The organism is Corynebacterium aquilae DSM 44791 (assembly GCF_001941445.1).
GTDB classification, from domain to species: domain Bacteria; phylum Actinomycetota; class Actinomycetes; order Mycobacteriales; family Mycobacteriaceae; genus Corynebacterium; species Corynebacterium aquilae.
This window is the reverse complement of record NZ_CP009245.1, coordinates 2,289,547-2,306,107: the sequence shown is the minus strand read 5'-3', so window position 1 is coordinate 2,306,107 and position 16,561 is coordinate 2,289,547. Positions and strand designations below refer to the sequence as shown.

Annotated in this window: 27 protein-coding genes, 1 tRNA gene and 2 pseudogenes; 27 read left to right on the top strand and 3 right to left on the bottom strand. The window is 58.5% G+C overall.

Features of this window, described 5'->3' with window-relative positions; genetic code table 11:
• Positions 1 to 44 precede the first annotated feature (44 nt).
• Positions 45 to 129, top strand: a tRNA-Leu gene (locus CAQU_RS09745).
• A gap of 92 nt (positions 130 to 221) precedes the next feature.
• Here the strand turns inward: CAQU_RS09745 and CAQU_RS13310 are convergent.
• The 3 genes from CAQU_RS13310 to CAQU_RS12735 form a co-directional block, all read right to left on the bottom strand.
• On the bottom strand, positions 222 to 956 hold the full coding sequence (locus tag CAQU_RS13310) for a tyrosine-type recombinase/integrase (RefSeq protein WP_169836038.1): 735 nt from the start codon (positions 954 to 956) through the stop codon (positions 222 to 224).
• Positions 957 to 1,414: 458 nt separating this feature from the next.
• On the bottom strand, positions 1,415 to 1,798 hold the full coding sequence (locus CAQU_RS09735) for an ImmA/IrrE family metallo-endopeptidase (RefSeq protein ID WP_075727301.1): 384 nt from the start codon (positions 1,796 to 1,798) through the stop codon (positions 1,415 to 1,417).
• Between the two features lie 72 nt (positions 1,799 to 1,870).
• Positions 1,871 to 2,353, bottom strand: coding sequence for a helix-turn-helix domain-containing protein (locus CAQU_RS12735; RefSeq protein ID WP_157108990.1), 483 nt, complete (start codon positions 2,351 to 2,353; stop codon positions 1,871 to 1,873).
• Between the two features lie 179 nt (positions 2,354 to 2,532).
• Between CAQU_RS12735 and CAQU_RS12730 the strand changes: the two genes are divergently transcribed.
• From CAQU_RS12730 to CAQU_RS09610, 26 genes and pseudogenes are all read left to right on the top strand, one after another.
• Positions 2,533 to 2,748, top strand: coding sequence for a hypothetical protein (locus CAQU_RS12730; RefSeq protein WP_157108989.1), 216 nt, complete (start codon positions 2,533 to 2,535; stop codon positions 2,746 to 2,748).
• Positions 2,749 to 3,150: 402 nt separating this feature from the next.
• A complete protein-coding gene (locus CAQU_RS09725) occupies positions 3,151 to 3,372 on the top strand; it encodes a hypothetical protein (protein WP_075727297.1) in 222 nt (73 codons plus the stop codon).
• Positions 3,373 to 3,401: 29 nt separating this feature from the next.
• Positions 3,402 to 3,860 (top strand): hypothetical protein, encoded by a 459-nt coding sequence (locus tag CAQU_RS09720; RefSeq protein WP_075727295.1) that lies wholly within the window; start codon positions 3,402 to 3,404, stop codon positions 3,858 to 3,860.
• On the top strand, positions 3,850 to 4,083 hold the full coding sequence (locus CAQU_RS09715; RefSeq protein WP_075727293.1) for a hypothetical protein: 234 nt from the start codon (positions 3,850 to 3,852) through the stop codon (positions 4,081 to 4,083). Before CAQU_RS09720 ends, CAQU_RS09715 begins: the two co-directional genes overlap by 11 nt.
• Before the next feature lie 29 nt (positions 4,084 to 4,112).
• Positions 4,113 to 4,391 carry a hypothetical protein gene (locus tag CAQU_RS09710; RefSeq protein WP_157108988.1) on the top strand — a complete coding sequence of 93 codons (279 nt, stop codon included), beginning with the start codon at positions 4,113 to 4,115 and terminating at the stop codon, positions 4,389 to 4,391.
• A complete protein-coding gene (locus CAQU_RS13305) occupies positions 4,373 to 4,549 on the top strand; it encodes a helix-turn-helix domain-containing protein (protein ID WP_084563012.1) in 177 nt (58 codons plus the stop codon). The genes CAQU_RS09710 and CAQU_RS13305 overlap by 19 nt, the downstream gene beginning before the upstream one ends.
• 501 nt (positions 4,550 to 5,050) lie before the next feature.
• Complete coding sequence (locus CAQU_RS09700; RefSeq protein WP_075727289.1) at positions 5,051 to 5,563, top strand: hypothetical protein; 513 nt, start codon at positions 5,051 to 5,053, stop codon at positions 5,561 to 5,563.
• Positions 5,560 to 6,327 carry an ERF family protein gene (locus CAQU_RS09695; protein WP_075727287.1) on the top strand — a complete coding sequence of 256 codons (768 nt, stop codon included), beginning with the start codon at positions 5,560 to 5,562 and terminating at the stop codon, positions 6,325 to 6,327. The genes CAQU_RS09700 and CAQU_RS09695 overlap by 4 nt, the downstream gene beginning before the upstream one ends.
• Positions 6,324 to 6,692 (top strand): hypothetical protein, encoded by a 369-nt coding sequence (locus CAQU_RS09690; RefSeq protein ID WP_075727285.1) that lies wholly within the window; start codon positions 6,324 to 6,326, stop codon positions 6,690 to 6,692. The genes CAQU_RS09695 and CAQU_RS09690 overlap by 4 nt, the downstream gene beginning before the upstream one ends.
• 322 nt (positions 6,693 to 7,014) lie before the next feature.
• Positions 7,015 to 7,203: pseudogene (locus tag CAQU_RS13300) on the top strand (helix-turn-helix domain-containing protein); the annotation flags it as partial.
• Between the two features lie 465 nt (positions 7,204 to 7,668).
• Positions 7,669 to 7,860 carry a hypothetical protein gene (locus CAQU_RS13120; protein ID WP_245797252.1) on the top strand — a complete coding sequence of 64 codons (192 nt, stop codon included), beginning with the start codon at positions 7,669 to 7,671 and terminating at the stop codon, positions 7,858 to 7,860.
• A gap of 561 nt (positions 7,861 to 8,421) precedes the next feature.
• Positions 8,422 to 8,925, top strand: coding sequence for a single-stranded DNA-binding protein (locus tag CAQU_RS09670; protein ID WP_075727277.1), 504 nt, complete (start codon positions 8,422 to 8,424; stop codon positions 8,923 to 8,925).
• Between the two features lie 102 nt (positions 8,926 to 9,027).
• Positions 9,028 to 9,255 carry a hypothetical protein gene (locus CAQU_RS09665; RefSeq protein ID WP_075727275.1) on the top strand — a complete coding sequence of 76 codons (228 nt, stop codon included), beginning with the start codon at positions 9,028 to 9,030 and terminating at the stop codon, positions 9,253 to 9,255.
• Positions 9,252 to 9,449 (top strand): hypothetical protein, encoded by a 198-nt coding sequence (locus CAQU_RS09660; RefSeq protein ID WP_075727273.1) that lies wholly within the window; start codon positions 9,252 to 9,254, stop codon positions 9,447 to 9,449. Before CAQU_RS09665 ends, CAQU_RS09660 begins: the two co-directional genes overlap by 4 nt.
• On the top strand, positions 9,446 to 10,444 hold the full coding sequence (locus tag CAQU_RS09655) for a DNA cytosine methyltransferase (protein ID WP_075727271.1): 999 nt from the start codon (positions 9,446 to 9,448) through the stop codon (positions 10,442 to 10,444). Before CAQU_RS09660 ends, CAQU_RS09655 begins: the two co-directional genes overlap by 4 nt.
• Complete coding sequence (locus CAQU_RS13215) at positions 10,441 to 10,572, top strand: hypothetical protein (protein WP_281247961.1); 132 nt, start codon at positions 10,441 to 10,443, stop codon at positions 10,570 to 10,572. The genes CAQU_RS09655 and CAQU_RS13215 overlap by 4 nt, the downstream gene beginning before the upstream one ends.
• Positions 10,569 to 10,868 (top strand): hypothetical protein, encoded by a 300-nt coding sequence (locus CAQU_RS09650; protein ID WP_075727269.1) that lies wholly within the window; start codon positions 10,569 to 10,571, stop codon positions 10,866 to 10,868. The genes CAQU_RS13215 and CAQU_RS09650 overlap by 4 nt, the downstream gene beginning before the upstream one ends.
• A pseudogene (locus CAQU_RS13295) lies at positions 10,865 to 11,230 on the top strand (RusA family crossover junction endodeoxyribonuclease); the annotation flags it as partial. The gene CAQU_RS09650 and the pseudogene CAQU_RS13295, both read left to right, overlap by 4 nt.
• A gap of 29 nt (positions 11,231 to 11,259) precedes the next feature.
• Positions 11,260 to 11,436: a hypothetical protein gene (locus CAQU_RS13115; RefSeq protein WP_245797251.1), complete on the top strand. Its 177-nt coding sequence runs from the start codon at positions 11,260 to 11,262 to the stop codon at positions 11,434 to 11,436.
• Between the two features lie 5 nt (positions 11,437 to 11,441).
• Positions 11,442 to 11,861 carry a hypothetical protein gene (locus tag CAQU_RS09640; RefSeq protein ID WP_075727265.1) on the top strand — a complete coding sequence of 140 codons (420 nt, stop codon included), beginning with the start codon at positions 11,442 to 11,444 and terminating at the stop codon, positions 11,859 to 11,861.
• Positions 11,858 to 12,169 carry a hypothetical protein gene (locus tag CAQU_RS09635; RefSeq protein WP_075727263.1) on the top strand — a complete coding sequence of 104 codons (312 nt, stop codon included), beginning with the start codon at positions 11,858 to 11,860 and terminating at the stop codon, positions 12,167 to 12,169. The genes CAQU_RS09640 and CAQU_RS09635 overlap by 4 nt, the downstream gene beginning before the upstream one ends.
• Positions 12,166 to 12,936, top strand: coding sequence for a hypothetical protein (locus CAQU_RS09630; protein ID WP_075727261.1), 771 nt, complete (start codon positions 12,166 to 12,168; stop codon positions 12,934 to 12,936). The genes CAQU_RS09635 and CAQU_RS09630 overlap by 4 nt, the downstream gene beginning before the upstream one ends.
• Positions 12,937 to 13,036: 100 nt before the next feature.
• Positions 13,037 to 13,312 carry a glutaredoxin family protein gene (locus CAQU_RS09625; RefSeq protein ID WP_075727259.1) on the top strand — a complete coding sequence of 92 codons (276 nt, stop codon included), beginning with the start codon at positions 13,037 to 13,039 and terminating at the stop codon, positions 13,310 to 13,312.
• A 795-nt stretch (positions 13,313 to 14,107) separates the two neighbouring features.
• Positions 14,108 to 14,443 carry an HNH endonuclease gene (locus CAQU_RS13290; RefSeq protein WP_425429693.1) on the top strand — a complete coding sequence of 112 codons (336 nt, stop codon included), beginning with the start codon at positions 14,108 to 14,110 and terminating at the stop codon, positions 14,441 to 14,443.
• 182 nt (positions 14,444 to 14,625) lie between these two features.
• Entirely contained in the window at positions 14,626 to 14,976 is a 351-nt protein-coding gene (locus CAQU_RS09615; RefSeq protein WP_075727257.1) for a terminase small subunit, read from the top strand.
• A complete protein-coding gene (locus CAQU_RS09610; protein WP_084563006.1) occupies positions 14,969 to 16,555 on the top strand; it encodes a terminase in 1,587 nt (528 codons plus the stop codon). The genes CAQU_RS09615 and CAQU_RS09610 overlap by 8 nt, the downstream gene beginning before the upstream one ends.
• Positions 16,556 to 16,561 lie beyond the last annotated feature (6 nt).

The following is a 16,561-nucleotide window of genomic DNA, read 5'->3' as shown; positions in this document are numbered from 1 at the left end:
CTTTGGCGCATGAGTTATCTTCCGGCTAAAGTGAATCAACGCATGCGCCTGTGGCGGAATTGGCAGACGCGCTGGATTTAGGTTCCAGTGTCTTATGACGTGGGAGTTCAAGTCTCCCCAGGCGCACCACTAAAAACCCCCCTTGACCGGGGGTTTTTATTTTGTCACCCGCCCCCAGGGCTCGCTAGGGGCGCTTATCTAATTCTCAGGTTGCTTTTTAGCTACCCCCGCTTCCCAGGAAAAAGTGTATCTAGCGCGGCGCAAACTTCATCTAGATCCCCATCAAAAAGGTCTGAATACACATCAAGAGTCATAGCCGCAGACTTATGCCCTAACTGTCGCTGCACAGCCTTCACGGAAGCCCCGGCACCCACCAGAAGCCCCGCCGCCACGTGCCGAAGCCCGTGCGGGGTAATCGTTTCCGGAATCGTCTTGGCCGTCCGGCAATTCTTAACCGCGGTCTTAAACCACCTCGCGGAGGACGAACCACTCAACGGGCGGCCCTTCGCGTTGTCTCCGAACAACCACCCTTCCAGCGGAAGCTCCCGCGCCTTCGCCACAAGCGAATCAAACACAATCGCCGGGGCCGTCACTACGCGGGACTCATGCCCCTTCAACGGCCCTACCGTGAATTGCCCGCCCTGCCACGTCACAGCCCGCCGGACGTGAAGCCTTCGGCGGTCTACTAGAACGTCCCTAGCCTGTAGTCCGGCTAGCTCGCCCCAACGAAGCCCCACAGTGCCTAGTGTGAGGACGATAAGCTTCCGGCTTCCGGCCGCGTCCGCAAGGGCCTGTAGCTGTTGTGGGGTGAAATACACTTTCTTCGGTTCCGGCTTGCGGGGAAGGGACACGCCCCGCGATACGTTCGAAGCTATTCGTTGGTCATAGACCGCAATGTCCAGAATCCCGGCTAGGACTCCATGAGCGCGCCGCGCTATGACGGGTTGATCCTTCATGCCGCTTACCCATGTTTGAACCTCCGTGCGGCGAATGGACGCGACGGGGCGCGCACCCCACTTAGGGGACACGTGGGTTCGGTAGGACGAATCAAGCGCACGGACCGTAGCCGGTGAAAGGTGTGCTTTTGACGCTTCGAATAGGGGCCATAGTTCCGCGACGGTTATCCGCCCGGCGTTCGGGTCGATCCATGTTGACGTGTCTTGGCCGGGGGCGTGTTGTTCCGCCCATGCTTTTGCCGCGTCTTTCGTTCGGAAGCCGGCTTTAAAGCGGCGTTCCCCGGTGGGGGTTACGTAGGACACTCGCCATGAAAAGCCGTTTTTTAGTTGTTTTTTGTGTATGCCAACCATAGTTGTTTGGCCCCGCCTTGATATGCTTGCGGGGCGCGCTCCTTCGTAGCTAGGGGGAGTGTGTAGGGTTGCCCCGCGGTTGTCGATTGCCGCGGGGCTTTTGGGTTTTAGCGGGTGCGGACTGTGGCCCGGAAGGTGTCGATTAGGTGGGGTGATACGTCTAGTTCGCGGGCAAGGGTGAATGTGTCCGCGCCGTAGGCGGCTTCCGCGACGGCAAGTTCCGCGGGGTCGATTAGTAGGCGGGCGGCGAACTCATTGGCGCGCCGTTCTTGACGTGCGTGGAGCACTGGATCGGGTGTTGGGGTGTCGCCGTGGAGGGCGTGCCCTAGTTCGTGGGCGAGGGTTGAGCGGGCTTCCCTGTCGCTCATTCCGTTGCGGAGGGAAATCACACGGCGTTCGTTGTCGTAGTAGCCGCGGGCGTGGCCGTTGTGCCAGATGATTCGAATGCCGGCGGAGTATGCCAGGTTTTCAAGCGCGGTGAAGGTGTGCAAGGTTTTGGCCTTCCGTGTGAAGGGTGGGGGATTATTTTGACACCCACCCCGCAAACGTGTGTTCACCTGTGGTTATGGGGTGTTGTCCAGTTCGTCCGGATCGTTGGGGGATTCGTCCGCGACGGCGTGGAGGTGGGGTTCGTAGCCGTCTAGGTCGCTTGTGTCCGGTGGGGCACTAAAAGGTATGGGGGTGATAGAGCCATCTTCTTGGCTGTCATATACATGGAGGTTGGGGGTTATTCCAGATTGGAAAACCATTGTTGCTTGAGGGTCGATACGCCTAAGGATTTCCCGAAGGATGTCTTCGTTTGGCAATCGGGTAAGAGATGCCCCGGAACCGCGTTCGGCTTCTGCGTCCGTGAAATATCCAAGGGCTGCTAAGCCATCGGCGGGGTGTACTTGATAGGCGCGGCAAATGCGAATACAAGTTTCGGCCGTAATTTTTCCCCGATCTACCTGGCGAATAATCGTTGATGGAGCAATCCCGATCTTTCGCGCAATCGAAGTCAGGGAATCGCCGTTGCACGCATGGTTAAGCCATTCTTCCGGTTTCATGTTTTGCACTATAGCAAACGCCCATAGCGGTTGCGCAACATTTCCCCAGCTTACAGGCTTGTAACTACCCACATTTGGGGGTGCTTGGCCGGCCTTCAGTTTGCTAAATGTAATCAACTGGGTACATTTGTATTTGCCGAAAGGCGAAAGTTGATTACATAACGCGAAAGGTCAAATCCGTGCTTCCTCTCAAGCTTCGTGAAGGGGCGTTAGAGCGAATTGCGGAAGAACGTCATATTGCAAGCGATACGCAACTAGCAGCCGTGTTGGCAATCACAACGAAACAACTTTCAAAACTGCGTTCGGGCGCACGGATATCGCCCGCAATGGCGCTTCATATCGCGACTGTCCAGGGAACTACCGACGTAGGGGAATACGTGGAGTTCCTGACCTAACGACTCCCACAACTTCACAGCCGCTACCGCTAGCGGAGATGAGCAAATAAGCGGCGCGCCACTACCCGGGGAAACCAACCGGGGAAGCCGCGACGGGACGAACTGAACAGAGCACAGCACTAAGCGCAACTTACCGCGATCCACAAGGGCGAAGCCCTCCGTCCGCAATGGGAAGGACGGGGACGCGGGCGACGGAACTAGCGGAGGGTGGCACCCCGCTAAGGCAAGCGCTTAGGGCGAATAAAAAAAACTATGCTTCGCGTTCACTAACAGACAGTGACGGGCGCACCCACCCCGCAAGGCTCACTACCTTCGCGAAGCTCCGGCGGCTCCTTCTCCGGCTCACTCATTAGGGGAGCCGCCTTCAAACATCACACCCCTACACACGCTAAGGAGCGCGCTATGAACTGGTACCTCATTGAGGACTTGCTAGGCGACAACAAAACCACTTGCCGCGGGGCGGACTTCCGCGAAGCAACGAAGGAGTGGTTCCCCGCGGACAACGAAGAAGTTCGCGACGTTGTTGATTGCGTTGCGGAATCCCTTGAAAGTGGCGACCTCGCCCCCGCCCTCAACGAATGGGAGTCCTACCTAGGAATCCGAATCACCCCGATTGAAAAGTAACCCCCTACACACTCTAAGGAGCACACAACATGAGTAAGTTTTCCGACTGCACGGACGCGGAACTAGAGCGCATAAGCATTGCCACCGAACAGGCAATCATGTATACGTTTACCCACTTTTTTAAGGTGCTCGCGGAGAAGGTTCCCGGCATTAACTCGCACGTTGAAACCGTGCTTGATTGCCAAGACGATTACCGCGAAGTCCTCAAGGAACGGTATTCCCGCGCTCACCGCCGCGTAATTCAGGGCGAAGGGGTGGAACCGGACGAAGGCACCAGCACGGAGGAATCTCCGGAGCTCACCAACATCTGCAATCTTCTTCTTGAAGCCCGCAATCTGTATCGTTCTTACACCGCGGAAGGTGCCGGGGATAATCTCACCGCCCCCGAAGCATTCGGCGCAATCTTCACCTTCAAGCAGACACAAGACGAACTGATTGCCGCCGTGAACGCCTTCATTCGGGACGAAGGTGACGAAGATGTTGACTAGCCCCAAACACCGCGAAGCCCTCGCCCGCCTTCAAGAACAACTAGGGGACGTGCTCGCCGCCTATGTCGAAGATTGCGGAGCGGCCCGCAACGCCGCAACCCACGTAGGGCAAACACTCGCCTTGCGAACCGTGGACGAACTCGCGAAGCGGGCGGACATGCTCGCCCTATACGTCAAGACGGAATCCCCCGAACTCATGGAGGGGTGGGAAATCGCACCATGAGCACCGGGCAACAACTCAAACTTCAGGGCATGGATAACGTTCTCGCCGCCGCGACTTCCCCGGTTCGCCCGTGGAAGGACTACGCGGAAGAAGCCCTCAACGCACTTATTGCGGACGGCGACACCTTCACGATTGACGACCTCCGCGACCGTGTTCCCGAAGGAATCGAACCGCACCATTGCAACGCGTGGGGGGCGTTGCTGTCGAATGCCGCACGTGACGGATTGATTCAGCGTGTGGGGTTCGCTCAAGCCCGCCGGAAGCAAGCGCACGCAAGGGAGGTCAAAACATGGGCACCCGCTACCTAACCGTGAAGGCATTCGCGGAGCGGGCGGATATGAACCCGGAAGTAGTTCGCCGGTTATGCCGGCGCGGGGACATTAAGGCCCGCCGGATCAGCAACGCACGGAACTCGCCGTACCGAATCCCCGAAGCGGAACTTGACCAGCTAGGGGTGCCCGCGTGATTACGTCCCTAACGACTGTGGAAGCCGCCCGGCAACTCAAGGTAGCTCCGCACCTATTCACCCCGGAAATGCTCCGCATGTTAGGCGGGTACGCCGCTTCCCGGAGCGGACGTGTTCCGGTGGAGGTTGTCACCCACATTTTGCAGTTGCGCAAAAAGCACCCCACGGCCCCCGGTTGTTGCCACGCACACTGTTTCCTTCCCGGAACGGTAGCGCTTCCGGAGGGCCATTTTTGCGAAGCACACGCGACGAATTGCCGGCGGGTGCTGTCATTGCGGGGAAAAACGGCGGGGCTTAGACCGTCTATCTGGTACCTACCTCCGCACATTAGGGCGGTTGTCATTGCAGATGTTCGCCGGGGCGCGGAACACCCTCCGGCGAAATATCTTCCGGCGCTTCGGCAAGCCGCGTTAGCGGGCGTGAAGTGGTCAACAACGTGCTACCGCGACGACATTCGCGACTGCATTCCCCCTCACCTACTCAAAGGAAGAAAGAAAAAACATGGTTGATAAGCAACTGAAAGAACGCCTTGTTATGCAAGCAGCGGTACTCAAGGCCGCGAAGGAAATCCATGACCAGGAAAAGAAGCTCCTTCTAGAAGAACTTGAGGAAGGGGAACGCGTAATCGCGAAGAACTCCGAAGGCGTGAAGCTAGGCACCCTGTCCAAAACAGCCCCCGAACCGAAGGCCGTTGTTGAGGACATGGCCGCCGTGTGTGCCACGCTCACCCCGGACGACTTCGATTATTCGATTCCGTCCCGCAACATGGTTCAGGCGCTCGCCGTCATTGGTGAGCACGCCCCGGAGCTTCTGGACTTCGAACCGAAGGCGCACATTCTCGCGGAGCAAGAACGCGCCGCACTCGCCGCGCATAAGGCAGGGGAGGAACTTCCCGCCGGGTGGGGCATTCATAAGAAGGCCGGCTATCTCACCATTCGCCCCACGGAGGACGCGAAGCTCGCGGGGCGGGGTGTCCTTGAAGCCGCGCACCTGGCAAAGGAGCTTGAGCAATGACAACCACCCTTCAAGCGATCAACGCCGTGATGAAGTCCGTTCGTGCTGTTGGCAAGGACGGAACCAACAAACAACAGGGCTACAACTTCCGCGGGATTGACGGGGTGCTCAACGCTGTTGGCCCCGCGTTCCGTGAACACGGGCTTATTGCCACCCCGCATGTTGTGGAAGCCAACACGGAGCGGTTCAACAACAACCGGGGCACCCTCGCAACGGTTGCCACCCTCACGGTTGACTACTTCTTCCGGGCTGTTGACGCGGACCCGGACGATATTGTTTCCACCCGTGTGAGCGCGCAAGCGATTGACTATTCCGACAAGGCGCACACGAAGGCGATGAGCGTTGCGTATCGAACGGCGCTTATTCAACTGTTGTGCCTTCCCACGGACGAACCCGATCCGGACGAAGTATCGCCGGGTGTGGAGCACATGCAGCCCTCACAGCAACCGCAACAGCCCGCACCACCACAGTCCCCACAGCAACCGCAACAGCCCGCACCACCACAGTCCCCACAGCAACCGCAACAGCCCGCTTCAAGCGACCCCGCGGAACTCGCCCGGCAAGACCTCCTAGACGTTGCGAACTCCGCCGGAATCGCCCCGGCTGTTGTGAGCGACTTCGCCCGCTCCGCCGTGGGTGGCGGATTCGACGTTGCTACCGCGTCCGGCATGGAAGGCGCGCAACGGATCGCAGCACTCGCCCAACAGATTGCAACGTCCGCGAACCTTCAAGCCATGCTTCGCGGGCAAGGTAGGCCGCAATGACCACCCCGCAAAACGAAGTTCTAAACCCGGTAGATGTTGAAAAGCGACTCCGGTTCTTATCGAACGAAATTGCCCGGTTCGTGAAAATCAGTTCGGACGCGTTCGCGGAGTTCAAGCGCACGCAACGGGAGCACGAAAGGGCTTTTGCACAAGCTATGCTTGACGCGACCGGGGCGGTGGAGGTTCGGAAACAAAAAGCCCGCCTTGAAGTGTACGAATACCGCGAAGCGCTGGACGTTGCGGAAGTTGCGCACGAATATGCGAAGGCCCGCGCACAGGCGCTTAGGGACGAATTGCGCGCAACTCAATCTGTGGGGGCTTCGGTTCGTGGCATGTACTCCGTCGCCGGGCGGGGGGAGTGGTGAAGCCCCGCGTCCCGCCGGAGGTGGCTACGGCGGTTGAAGTCCGCGCCGGCGGCAATTGCGAAGCAATGATCCCGCGGGTGTGCAACCTCCGGGCGGAGCACCTGCACCACAGGAAGTTGCGTTCGCAGGGCGGGGAGCACACCCCGGAAAACCTTGTTCATATCTGCCACCTGTGTCACGACTTTATTCATAAGAATCCCGCGAAGGCGACGCGGAGGGGCTTTATTGTCCCTTCTACAAAACAGCCGGAGAATGTTCCGGTTTATCGCCGTCTTGCGTGGGTTGCGCTTCACGGGGACGGCACTTTAGGAAAGGTAAAAAAATGAGTCTTAGGGCTATTTTATGGGCTATTTATGACGCGCCGGTAAAAGACGCGACCGAAAAGAATATCCTCATTGTTCTTGCGGATCATGCCCGTGATGACGGTTCCGCGGCATGGCCCGCGAAGTCCACAATTGCGGAAGCCGCGCAAGTGTCAATCCCCACGGTGAAGCGAAGGTTGCGGGCACTCAAGGAACGGGGAGTGATTAGGCCGGGGGATTCCCGCTTAGTGGAGCATTATCGGAAGGATCGCCGCCCTTCCGTGTGGGACTTGAACTTATCTCTCACCCGAACTACCACGGGGGGTCAAACTGAACCCCCGCAACAGGAAAACACGGGGGGTCACAGTGAGCCCCCGCTCACACACGGGGGGTCAAAACAGGGCGAACGGGGGGTCAAAAACAGCCCCACGGGGGGTCACAGCTATGACCCCCAAACCGTCCATAACCCCCCTATAACCGTCCATACCCCCTATAGTCCCCCACCGGGGGACGCGAACGCGCTCGCCCTCATTGACGCTCCGGAGACTCCGGCACCCCGCCGGAGCGACTACCCGGAAGCGTTCGAAGCGTGGTGGGCCCTGTACCCGAAGAAGGCCGGCAAGGGGGCAGCGCTCAAGGCTTGGCGAAAAGCCACCGGCGGCAAAAAGCCGCTTGTGACTCACGAAGAACTCGCCGCCGCCACCCTCGCCTATGCGAAGTCCCGCAACGGGGCGGACCCGCGATACACGAAGCACCCCGCCGGGTGGCTCAACGAACGCCGGTGGGAGGACGACCTCGCCGCAATGGCCCCGGCAAGCACCAACACCGCGCTTGCCATGCTGCAAAGCATGGGGGGCACCCCATGAGCAGCCAGCAATACCCGGACGTGTTCCGGGACACGTTGAAGCTTCTCGCGATTCTCACCCCGCTTGACTCCCGCCTACAGGGGGCAACACCGGAGGACGTGAACCAAAAAGCGCAAGTGTGGGCCGCAACGATCCTTGACGCGCAAATCACCTTCGATTGGCTCAACGCGGCGGTGAAAAAGGTCTATGCGCAGGCGGAACGCCCCTTGAACCCGCTAGGCGCAATCATTGCCGAAGCGAAAAGACTCCGCTCGCAATCCTCGCGGTTCAGTGCCGCCGCGCTCCCGCCACCGCGAAGGGCTTCGGAGCCTGTGGCCGGAGCCTATTCCGCGCATGGGGCGATTGACCGGCGGTGTTTTGAGTGTGGGGCGCAGGCGGGGGAGCCGTGTACGGCCCGCAATTCGGACGGTTCGCTCCGGCCCCGTGTGGCTCCGCACGTCTCACGCCTTCAAAACCACGCCCCACACGCCGCGTAGCGGACTGAAACCACCAACCCCACACAAGGACACCAACCCGCACCCCCAACCCGTTAAACGGGCTTACAGACAGGAAAACCCAAACATGGCCCAAACAATCATTGTTGGCAACCTAGGCAAAACCCCCGAACTCAAAACCTCGCAAGCCGGAAAACCCTACGCCACCTTCTCCGTCGCCTGGACAGAATCCACCCGCGACAGCGCAGGTCAATGGGTAGACGGCCCCGTCACATGGGTACACGTCACCTGCTTCGGACGAACCGCCCAAAACGTCGCCAACTGCCTAACCAAAGGCGACCGCGTTCTAGTGACGGGCGACATGAAACTAGAGACCTGGCACTCCGACCAGGGCGCGAACAACATCGTCACCCTCCGGGCGGACAACGTCGCCCCGGACTTAACGTTCGCAACTGTCCAGATCAACCGCAACGCCCCAACAGGCGGCGGCTACGGCGGACAACAGTCCGGCGGATTCAACCAACAGCCAGCGCAAAACACGGGCGGATTCAGCAACCAGCAACCGCAAGCGGACGCGTGGAACTCACAGCCCCAACCCTTCGCGACCGCCGGCGAACAACCCCCGTTCTAACCACCACAACGGGCACCCTTACCGCCCCCAACACAGCACAAGGCCGCACACCCGGCACCCTTACCGCCGGGACGTGCGGCTTTTTGCGTGGAAAGAACCCCCATGCCCTACACCGACCCCAATTTTCGCCGCGCTCAAATTGCCTACGAAAACCAACTTCCCCCCGAATATTGGGACGACACAATTCATTGCCCGGAATGCGGAATATCGCAGGTTTATAACCCATTTTGTGATAACTGCCAACGCTGCAAAGAATGCGCGGAAGAAAACCCGGAAAAGTGCGACGAATGCGGCGAAAAACTCAACCAAGAAAAGGACACCAAAAAATGACCACACACAACACCAACGACATTGCCGCGGCAATTGTGGACGCGTACAACCAGCAACCAACCTTCCGTGAAGCCCTCGCACAGGCCGTCAACCAGCAACTAGGCACGGAGGTGGACAACCTCCACAAACACCTAACCATTGTGATGGAGGATCTAACCGGCTTCGACATTCGCGCCTACGTCGCCACGGCATGAGCTCACCGGCGCGTAGCTTCACCAACATCGAACTATTCGCCGGAGCCGGGGGACTAGCACTAGGGCTAGAGCAAGCCGGCTTCACCTCCCTTGCCCTTGTGGAGCAAGACAAACACGCAGCAAACACCCTTCGCCACAACCGCCCGGAGTGGAACGTGATCGAAGCGGACGTTAACGAAGTGGACTTCACCCCCTTCGCCGGACACGTTGACCTAGTAAGTGGCGGCCCGCCGTGCCAGTCATTCAGCTACGCCGGCAAACGCGAAGGCTTCGGAGACACACGCGGAACACTGTTTTCACAGTTCGCAAGGTGCGTTCAAGAAGTACAGCCCCGCATGTTTCTGTTTGAGAACGTGCGGGGCCTTCTCAATCACGATCAAGGCCGAACCCTCGCCACCATTAAGCACGCGTTCGAAGAATTGGGCTACACAGTCCAACACCGCGTGTTGACAGCTTCGGAACACGGGGTAGGGCAAAAAAGGCAACGTCTAATCATGGTTGGCTCCCTTGAAAACCTCCCCTTCACCTACCCGGAACCGGACGGGCACATCACCACCCTTCGCGAAGCCCTAGACGGTGTTCCGGACTCACCCTTCACCCCCTACAGCGAACGCAAGCGGAAAGTGATGGAACAGGTCCCGCCGGGTGGCTGTTGGGTTGACCTCCCGGACGAAGTAGCCCGCGAATACATGGGGAAAAGCTACTTCAACGGGGGAGGGAAAAGGGGAGTCGCCCGCCGGCTCGCATGGGACGCGCCATCACTCACGCTCACTACCTCGCCGTCCCAAATGATGACGGAAAGGTGCCACCCCGAAGCGACACGTCCGCTCACGGTCCGCGAATACGCAAGGGTGCAAGCGTTCCCCGATTCGTGGGAGTTCACCGGCCCCCTAGGACAGCAATACAAGCAGATAGGCAACGCGGTTCCGGTTGAACTCGCCCGCCGGGTGGGGTTCCAGCTAATCAACGCACTAGAAGATTGGAAAAAAGAATGATCGACTTCGAACTCCTTCGAATCCTCGCCGGCATTGCCGCCGCACTCCCCGGAGCGCCCCACGAACTCATTAACTACGTTGTGGACGCGCTCATTGCCTTCTACCCCGCGGAAGTGATGTTCCCATGAGCGGTCACAGCTACCCCGGCGTGTACTGGGAACGCGCAATCGACACGGGGCAAAAGGCGGTACTAATGGGGCTAATTGCCTGTTCGGGTTTAGGAGTTAGCTTCATCGGCAACGTTGAAGCGGCCCGTTGCATCAACTCCGAATGGTGCAAACAGGCGCACATCATTCAGGGGATCGGCGGATACATTTTTAGCTTCGCGCTCGTATTCGCCGCCTTCCTGTTCGTGGACATGGTGAAAAACATTCGCCGTGCCCGCCACGCGGAAAAACTTCGCGAAGCGGGGTTCTTCCTGTGATCACCTTCTTCGTCCCCGGAATCCCCCGGGCGCAAGGTTCTAAGCGGCACGTTGGCGGGGGAAGATTGATTGAACAATCCAAACACCTCCCCGCATGGCGCGCCGCAATCACCCGCGAAGCGAAAAAACACATCACACAGCCACTACCACCCCCGGTAGTGGCTTCATTCGTTTTCGTGTTCCCCCGCACCAAAAAGGACGCGAAAAAAGACCCACAGCCCCCCATGATTCAGCGCCCGGACGTGGACAAACTCGCCCGCGCCGTAATGGACGCGCTCACCCCCACAGCCTTCACAGACGATTCCCACGCCGCAACAATGTTCGCGCATAAGCGCCGCGCACAGGTGGGGGAGGAGCCGGGGGCCTACATCACCCTATTGGAGCCACAATCATGCCCCACAGCACTTCAACTACTTACCGAATCTTTGTTGCCGTCGCCGCCGCCCTCACCCTTGCGTGGGGCCTGTTCAACGTCCCGCTAAACCTGTTGGGCCTTGCGCTCATGGGGATAGCCTTCGCCGGCGGTCTTGCCGCGGTGGACGGAATCTTCACCACACGAAGGAGCTAACACACATGAACCCCCGGAACGCGCTAACAACTTTCAGGCCGTCAATAAAAGGAGATGAAGTTCGTATAGAGCTAGGAACCTATGACGGGAAGCCGCTTCTAGACGTTTTGTTCCATACATACCAGTTTGAAACGAACCCCACCCCGGACATGTGGAAAGCATTCGCGGAAACAATTCGCGAACTTCTGCAAAAACTTGACGCACATGAGAAGGGCTATGAAGGAGAACTTCAAGCAGTTCGCCGTGTAAGGGGGCTGTATGACCCCCACGAATGGGAGTTCGTCGCATGGTGTTCGGGAGGTATTGCGGCTATTAGTTTTGCCACGAATCCAGGTGAGTTCTACTTCGACGTGACACGCAAAGACCTTGAACGCCTTGCGGACGCGTTCGAACAGTGCGCACAACACGGGCGGAGCCTGCAATGAGAATCACCCTAGAAAAGGATCTAATCAACCAGATTCACGGACAACCGCAACGCGAACGAATGGCGAAGGACGTGTTCCTCGCGAACGTGCTGTCCATCGCCTTCACCGCCTATATCGCGATTCGCCTGGACGAACATATCCCGCTTCTTATATCTACCGCCGCGCTATGGCTCGCCGCGTGGCACGTCTACCAAAACCGGCAAGACAACCAGCTACAAAAGATTGGGCTTCTAGTGGTGATCGGGAAGATCCTCGCTATCGCCGGCGGGCGCGACATATCCATAACTCTCAAGGACGAAGAAGAATGACCACGATTAACTATGAACTCATGGAAGCGCTAGAAGGCGCCTTCTACCGGGGCCGCTACAGCTTCGACACCATATCCCCGGGAATGCGGAAAACAGTCGCGATAGACTACATTCAGCACGGCCCAAAGCTTGCAACGCTCGCGGTATGGGGACATGACGGGGAGGAAGCGGAAATTGAACTCACCCCGCAACACCTCGCGGAACTGATCGGAATCGCCGCACACCACCTGAAGGGCTTCGTTGCACCTGCACGCGAACCGGCGGAGGTTGAGCACTTCGAAGCGTGGCCGGACGGCTACACACTCACTTTTGAGAACGCCCCCCGCACAGGGGAGGACACCATCTTCGAAGTCTCCGGCACCACGAACGAACTAGAGCTTTCCCTATGCAACTACACGCGCAAGGACTCCCCGGACTATCACCCCGCGCTCAACGGTCCGGTTGAAGAACTCCGCTCAACCCTCCGCGGGGAACAGCTTCAAGAGTTCCGCGCCATTGTTGACCACATCACCGCGCCTTCGTGGGACGAATCCAAAAGTCCCGTTCCCACTGTGAACAACGAACGCGCCGCGAAGCTTCTTGGCGAAGTCCTTCAAGACGACTACGGGCGGATCGTAAGCGTTCGCATAACGGGCGAAAAGAACAGCTATCCGGTTATCACAGTCAGAACCGCGGACGGAGTAACCGCAACCGGAGCAGTTGACCACGATATTCCCCCGCTTCTCATGCTCAACCCGAACCACTTCCGGAGGGGCAACCAGTGGTAGACGAAATCTTAAACATTCTCGCCGTCGCGACATTGATCGCCGCGGCGATTCTTTTTTGCCGCCACTATGACGGCCGCTTCGAAGAAAAGGACAACGATCAGTGACCGAACCACAGCCCCTAACCTTCACCGTGTTTAGCACCCCCCACTGCCAAAAATGCCGGGCTACTAAACAACGACTCCTTCGCAACAACGCCCCCATCATTGAGGAAACAATCACCCCGGAACTAGCGGACGAACTCCGCGCAAAAGGGATCACAGTCGCCCCCTACGTACAAGTACATGACGCGTCCGGCGACCTCCTAGACGAATGGGGCGACCTCCGCCTAGAAAAAATCGCCTACTGGGTGGGGGTGCTCAATGGTAGGAGCGCTTGAACTCCAACAGGCCGCACACAGACTAGCCAGGGCATACCGGGCACTAGACCGCGCCAAATACACACGCACACCCCCCGAAGTGCACACCACACCCCCACCCCCCGGCCCTAGACCCCCCGCTACAGGGTGGGCCCTCCACCTAGACGCAGACCTATCGCTCCAACTCCTAGAGATAGTCCGCGACCTCGCCACCACAATCAACCCGCAACAACTGTTCCTTCCCCGCGGTTCATCACTCGCGGAATGGATTGCAGCACACGCCCAACGAATCGCGGACTCTATCGACTGGCTAGCAGACCTTATAGACGAACTGCACGAACAAGCCCGGGAGATTGAGCACTACACAGGCGCACCAACAATGAGCGAAGGAGAAAAACCACAACGCTCCGAAGTCGTAATCCAACAAGCAGCGCAACAAGGCTTCACACTCACACGCCAACAGCTTCGGCAATGGGCAAAACGCGGACACATTGACTCAACACTCATTGACGGGCGCGCACACTACATAGTGGGGCAAGTCGTAGCGCACGCCGCAACCCGCGCACCCAACACCTAAACCCACACTAACCAGCAAAAACAACCAAACTGTCACAGGGTCTGATATACTACGTCACAACGCAACCCCCATGTTCACCACAAGGTGAACGCGGGGGTTTTTGCGTTGTGAGTTAGCAGCACTCACGGATCAGGATCAGGGGGCCGCAGGTGCCTAGGGTAAAAAACGCACACCGTGGAAAGCGCCCTTAAACGAGTGGGAGCGGGGAACATCTTTCGCCCTAAGCGCCAATACCACCGTTGCCCGCGGCCCCCAACACAAACCACCCCCAACAAACAGGGGAGAACACAATTCCATTCACCGAAACACACGCCGCAAAACAACTACGCAAACAAACACGCCGCGAATACCGCGAACAAAACCTCCCATGCTGGCTATGCGCCCAACCAATCGACTACCTAGCGCCACCAAACACCCCAAACGCGCTAGATATCGATCACGCAATCAGCACAAAACAGCGACCAGACCTAGAACTAGACCCCACAAACTTCCGGCCCGCGCACGTTTCATGCAACCGGGCGAGAAAAGACAACCCACCACACCCACCACTAGGGCAAAACTCCCGAAGATGGTGACACAAACCACACCCAAAACCCGCAAAACACAAAACCCCAGGTCAAAAGGGTGGGGAGGGGGCCTAAAAATCACGGGCCCGAAACCAGCCCCAGGACAAGGAGGGCCGGAGCTGTCTTTTCTCCCCACACAAAAAACCACCACCCATAGCGGGAGGGCACGGAGCTAACCGAAGGAACAAACTATGAGCGATTTAGACCACGTTGGACACCTGGAAACAGCCGTCATTGAGTCCATCGAAGCCCGCGGGGACGCGATTACCCCGGCGGATAACGCGGCGGTAGTCATGGCGCGCTCAATCGCTCAAACCATTGACGAAACGCTTGAGGATTACGAAGCGGACAGGGCGGAAAAAACTAAGGTCATGTACCTTATGCCGCACCTTCTTAAACAGTTGACGGTGTTGGGTTGCACTCCGGAAGCTCGCGGCGAGATTAAACAGGCGGCGGAAGAATCGAAGGCGGAAGCCCGCACAGCTTCGAAGCAGCCGGCGAACGTGATCCAGCTTCTTCGCGCCGCTAGTAGCAATGAGTGAGCCGCGCAAGGGCAATACGGAACCGCGTATTTTTACGCCGCCACTTCGGGAACTCACCCCGGAGACTTCGGCGGGCTTCGCCGCGTGTGAGTTCGCTCGCCTTATCGGCGTGGACTTGTATCCCTGGCAAGAGTGGCTACTCAAGCACGGTTTAGAACTCACCCCGGAGGGGGAGTTCCGCTTCAAGACGGTGCTTGTGCTTGTGGCTAGGCAGAACGGCAAAACAACCGTGATGAAGGTCTTGGGCCTGTGGCGGTTGTTCGTTTATGGCGCGGGCGAAATTGTTTCAACCGCACAGACTCTAGGCGTGGCTGTTGCCACCCTTGAGGAAGCGTTCAAACTCGCCGCGTTCAATCCGGTGCTTCGTCAGTTCCTCAAGGACAATCCCCGCGACGATTCCGGCGCGTTCAACGGGGCATGGATTAGCCGCGTGAATGGCGCGAACCACTTCGCGTTGAAAATGGCCCCGGTTCCCGAAGCCCTAGACAAACTGAAAAGCAACCTCCCCACATGGCGCGTCGCGGTGAACGACCGTGGCGGCGGGCGCTCCCTATCGGCGGACATGGTGTTCCTAGACGAACTCCGTGAACATCTCACCTATGAAGGGTGGAAGGCCGCCGTTCCTACGTCGATTGCCCGGCCCCGCTCCCAGGTGTGGGGCTTTTCGAACGCGGGCGATAAACGCTCCGTTGTGCTCCGCGATCAACGCACGAAGGCAATCGCCCGCATTGAAGCCGGGAACACGGCGGACACTCAAACAGCCTTGTTTGAATGGTCAGCACTTCCGGAACGGGACATTCACGATGTTGACGGTTACGCGGAAGCTAACCCGTCAATGGGGTACGGGGCGATTAGCGAAAGCACGCTCCGCGCTACCGCGGCGGACACCTCCGACCCGGACGGATTCCGAACGGAACACCTATGTCAATGGGTGGAACACACGGAGCAAGGCAAGATTCACCCCGGCCTGTGGGAAAAGAACATAGATGAAGCGTCCGCCATTGCGGAGGACTCGCCCCTTGCCGTAGGCATTGACGTTGCCCCGGACGGCACTTTTACGTCTATCGCTGTTGCCGGTGAACGTGAGGACGGGCGCACACACGTTGAAGTGGTTGCGGTTCGCGCCGGTTTTAGGTGGGTTGCGGATTGGCTTAACGCTCGCCGTGGCTCATGGTTCAACGGGGAGGTTGCCCTACAGGTCAAGGGCGCGCCTTCGGCAACACTTGCCCCGCTTCTTGAGGACGCGGGAATCACGGTTATTCCGTGGCAAGGTTCCGACATGTCGAAGGCGGTTATCGGGTTTTATGACTCGCTTCGCGAAGGGACGATTCACTATCTCAAACAGCCGGCGTTGACGGAATCAGCGCTAGGCATTCGGGAACGTCGCTACGGCGACTTGTTCTTTTGGGATCGCGGGAAGTCTATGGCCGATCCTTCGCCGCTTATCGCCGTCAATATCGCGTGGTGGCTTCTCCGCTACCCGCCGGAGGACGGCTTCGTGAGCGCGTATTCGGCGGAGGACTTCGACACACCACTAGAGGAAGTGGACTCCGAAGATTCCGGAGTTCTTATCGTTTAAACCACC

What these genes read in the sequence shown, in the direction of transcription:
- CAQU_RS13310 (WP_169836038.1), bottom strand. Translation starts at nt 956, where the DNA reads ATGAAGGATCAACCCGTCATAGCGCGGCGCGCTCATGGAGTCCTAGCC.
- CAQU_RS12735 (WP_157108990.1), bottom strand. Translation starts at nt 2,353, where the DNA reads ATGAAACCGGAAGAATGGCTTAACCATGCGTGCAACGGCGATTCCCTG.
- CAQU_RS09725 (WP_075727297.1), top strand. Translation starts at nt 3,151, where the DNA reads ATGAACTGGTACCTCATTGAGGACTTGCTAGGCGACAACAAAACCACT.
- CAQU_RS09720 (WP_075727295.1), top strand. Translation starts at nt 3,402, where the DNA reads ATGAGTAAGTTTTCCGACTGCACGGACGCGGAACTAGAGCGCATAAGC.
- CAQU_RS09715 (WP_075727293.1), top strand. Translation starts at nt 3,850, where the DNA reads ATGTTGACTAGCCCCAAACACCGCGAAGCCCTCGCCCGCCTTCAAGAA.
- CAQU_RS09710 (WP_157108988.1), top strand. Translation starts at nt 4,113, where the DNA reads ATGGATAACGTTCTCGCCGCCGCGACTTCCCCGGTTCGCCCGTGGAAG.
- CAQU_RS13305 (WP_084563012.1), top strand. Translation starts at nt 4,373, where the DNA reads ATGGGCACCCGCTACCTAACCGTGAAGGCATTCGCGGAGCGGGCGGAT.
- CAQU_RS09700 (WP_075727289.1), top strand. Translation starts at nt 5,051, where the DNA reads ATGGTTGATAAGCAACTGAAAGAACGCCTTGTTATGCAAGCAGCGGTA.
- CAQU_RS09695 (WP_075727287.1), top strand. Translation starts at nt 5,560, where the DNA reads ATGACAACCACCCTTCAAGCGATCAACGCCGTGATGAAGTCCGTTCGT.
- CAQU_RS09690 (WP_075727285.1), top strand. Translation starts at nt 6,324, where the DNA reads ATGACCACCCCGCAAAACGAAGTTCTAAACCCGGTAGATGTTGAAAAG.
- CAQU_RS09670 (WP_075727277.1), top strand. Translation starts at nt 8,422, where the DNA reads ATGGCCCAAACAATCATTGTTGGCAACCTAGGCAAAACCCCCGAACTC.
- CAQU_RS09665 (WP_075727275.1), top strand. Translation starts at nt 9,028, where the DNA reads ATGCCCTACACCGACCCCAATTTTCGCCGCGCTCAAATTGCCTACGAA.
- CAQU_RS09660 (WP_075727273.1), top strand. Translation starts at nt 9,252, where the DNA reads ATGACCACACACAACACCAACGACATTGCCGCGGCAATTGTGGACGCG.
- CAQU_RS09655 (WP_075727271.1), top strand. Translation starts at nt 9,446, where the DNA reads ATGAGCTCACCGGCGCGTAGCTTCACCAACATCGAACTATTCGCCGGA.
- CAQU_RS13215 (WP_281247961.1), top strand. Translation starts at nt 10,441, where the DNA reads ATGATCGACTTCGAACTCCTTCGAATCCTCGCCGGCATTGCCGCCGCA.
- CAQU_RS09650 (WP_075727269.1), top strand. Translation starts at nt 10,569, where the DNA reads ATGAGCGGTCACAGCTACCCCGGCGTGTACTGGGAACGCGCAATCGAC.
- CAQU_RS13115 (WP_245797251.1), top strand. Translation starts at nt 11,260, where the DNA reads ATGCCCCACAGCACTTCAACTACTTACCGAATCTTTGTTGCCGTCGCC.
- CAQU_RS09640 (WP_075727265.1), top strand. Translation starts at nt 11,442, where the DNA reads ATGAACCCCCGGAACGCGCTAACAACTTTCAGGCCGTCAATAAAAGGA.
- CAQU_RS09635 (WP_075727263.1), top strand. Translation starts at nt 11,858, where the DNA reads ATGAGAATCACCCTAGAAAAGGATCTAATCAACCAGATTCACGGACAA.
- CAQU_RS09630 (WP_075727261.1), top strand. Translation starts at nt 12,166, where the DNA reads ATGACCACGATTAACTATGAACTCATGGAAGCGCTAGAAGGCGCCTTC.
- CAQU_RS09615 (WP_075727257.1), top strand. Translation starts at nt 14,626, where the DNA reads ATGAGCGATTTAGACCACGTTGGACACCTGGAAACAGCCGTCATTGAG.
- CAQU_RS09610 (WP_084563006.1), top strand. Translation starts at nt 14,969, where the DNA reads ATGAGTGAGCCGCGCAAGGGCAATACGGAACCGCGTATTTTTACGCCG.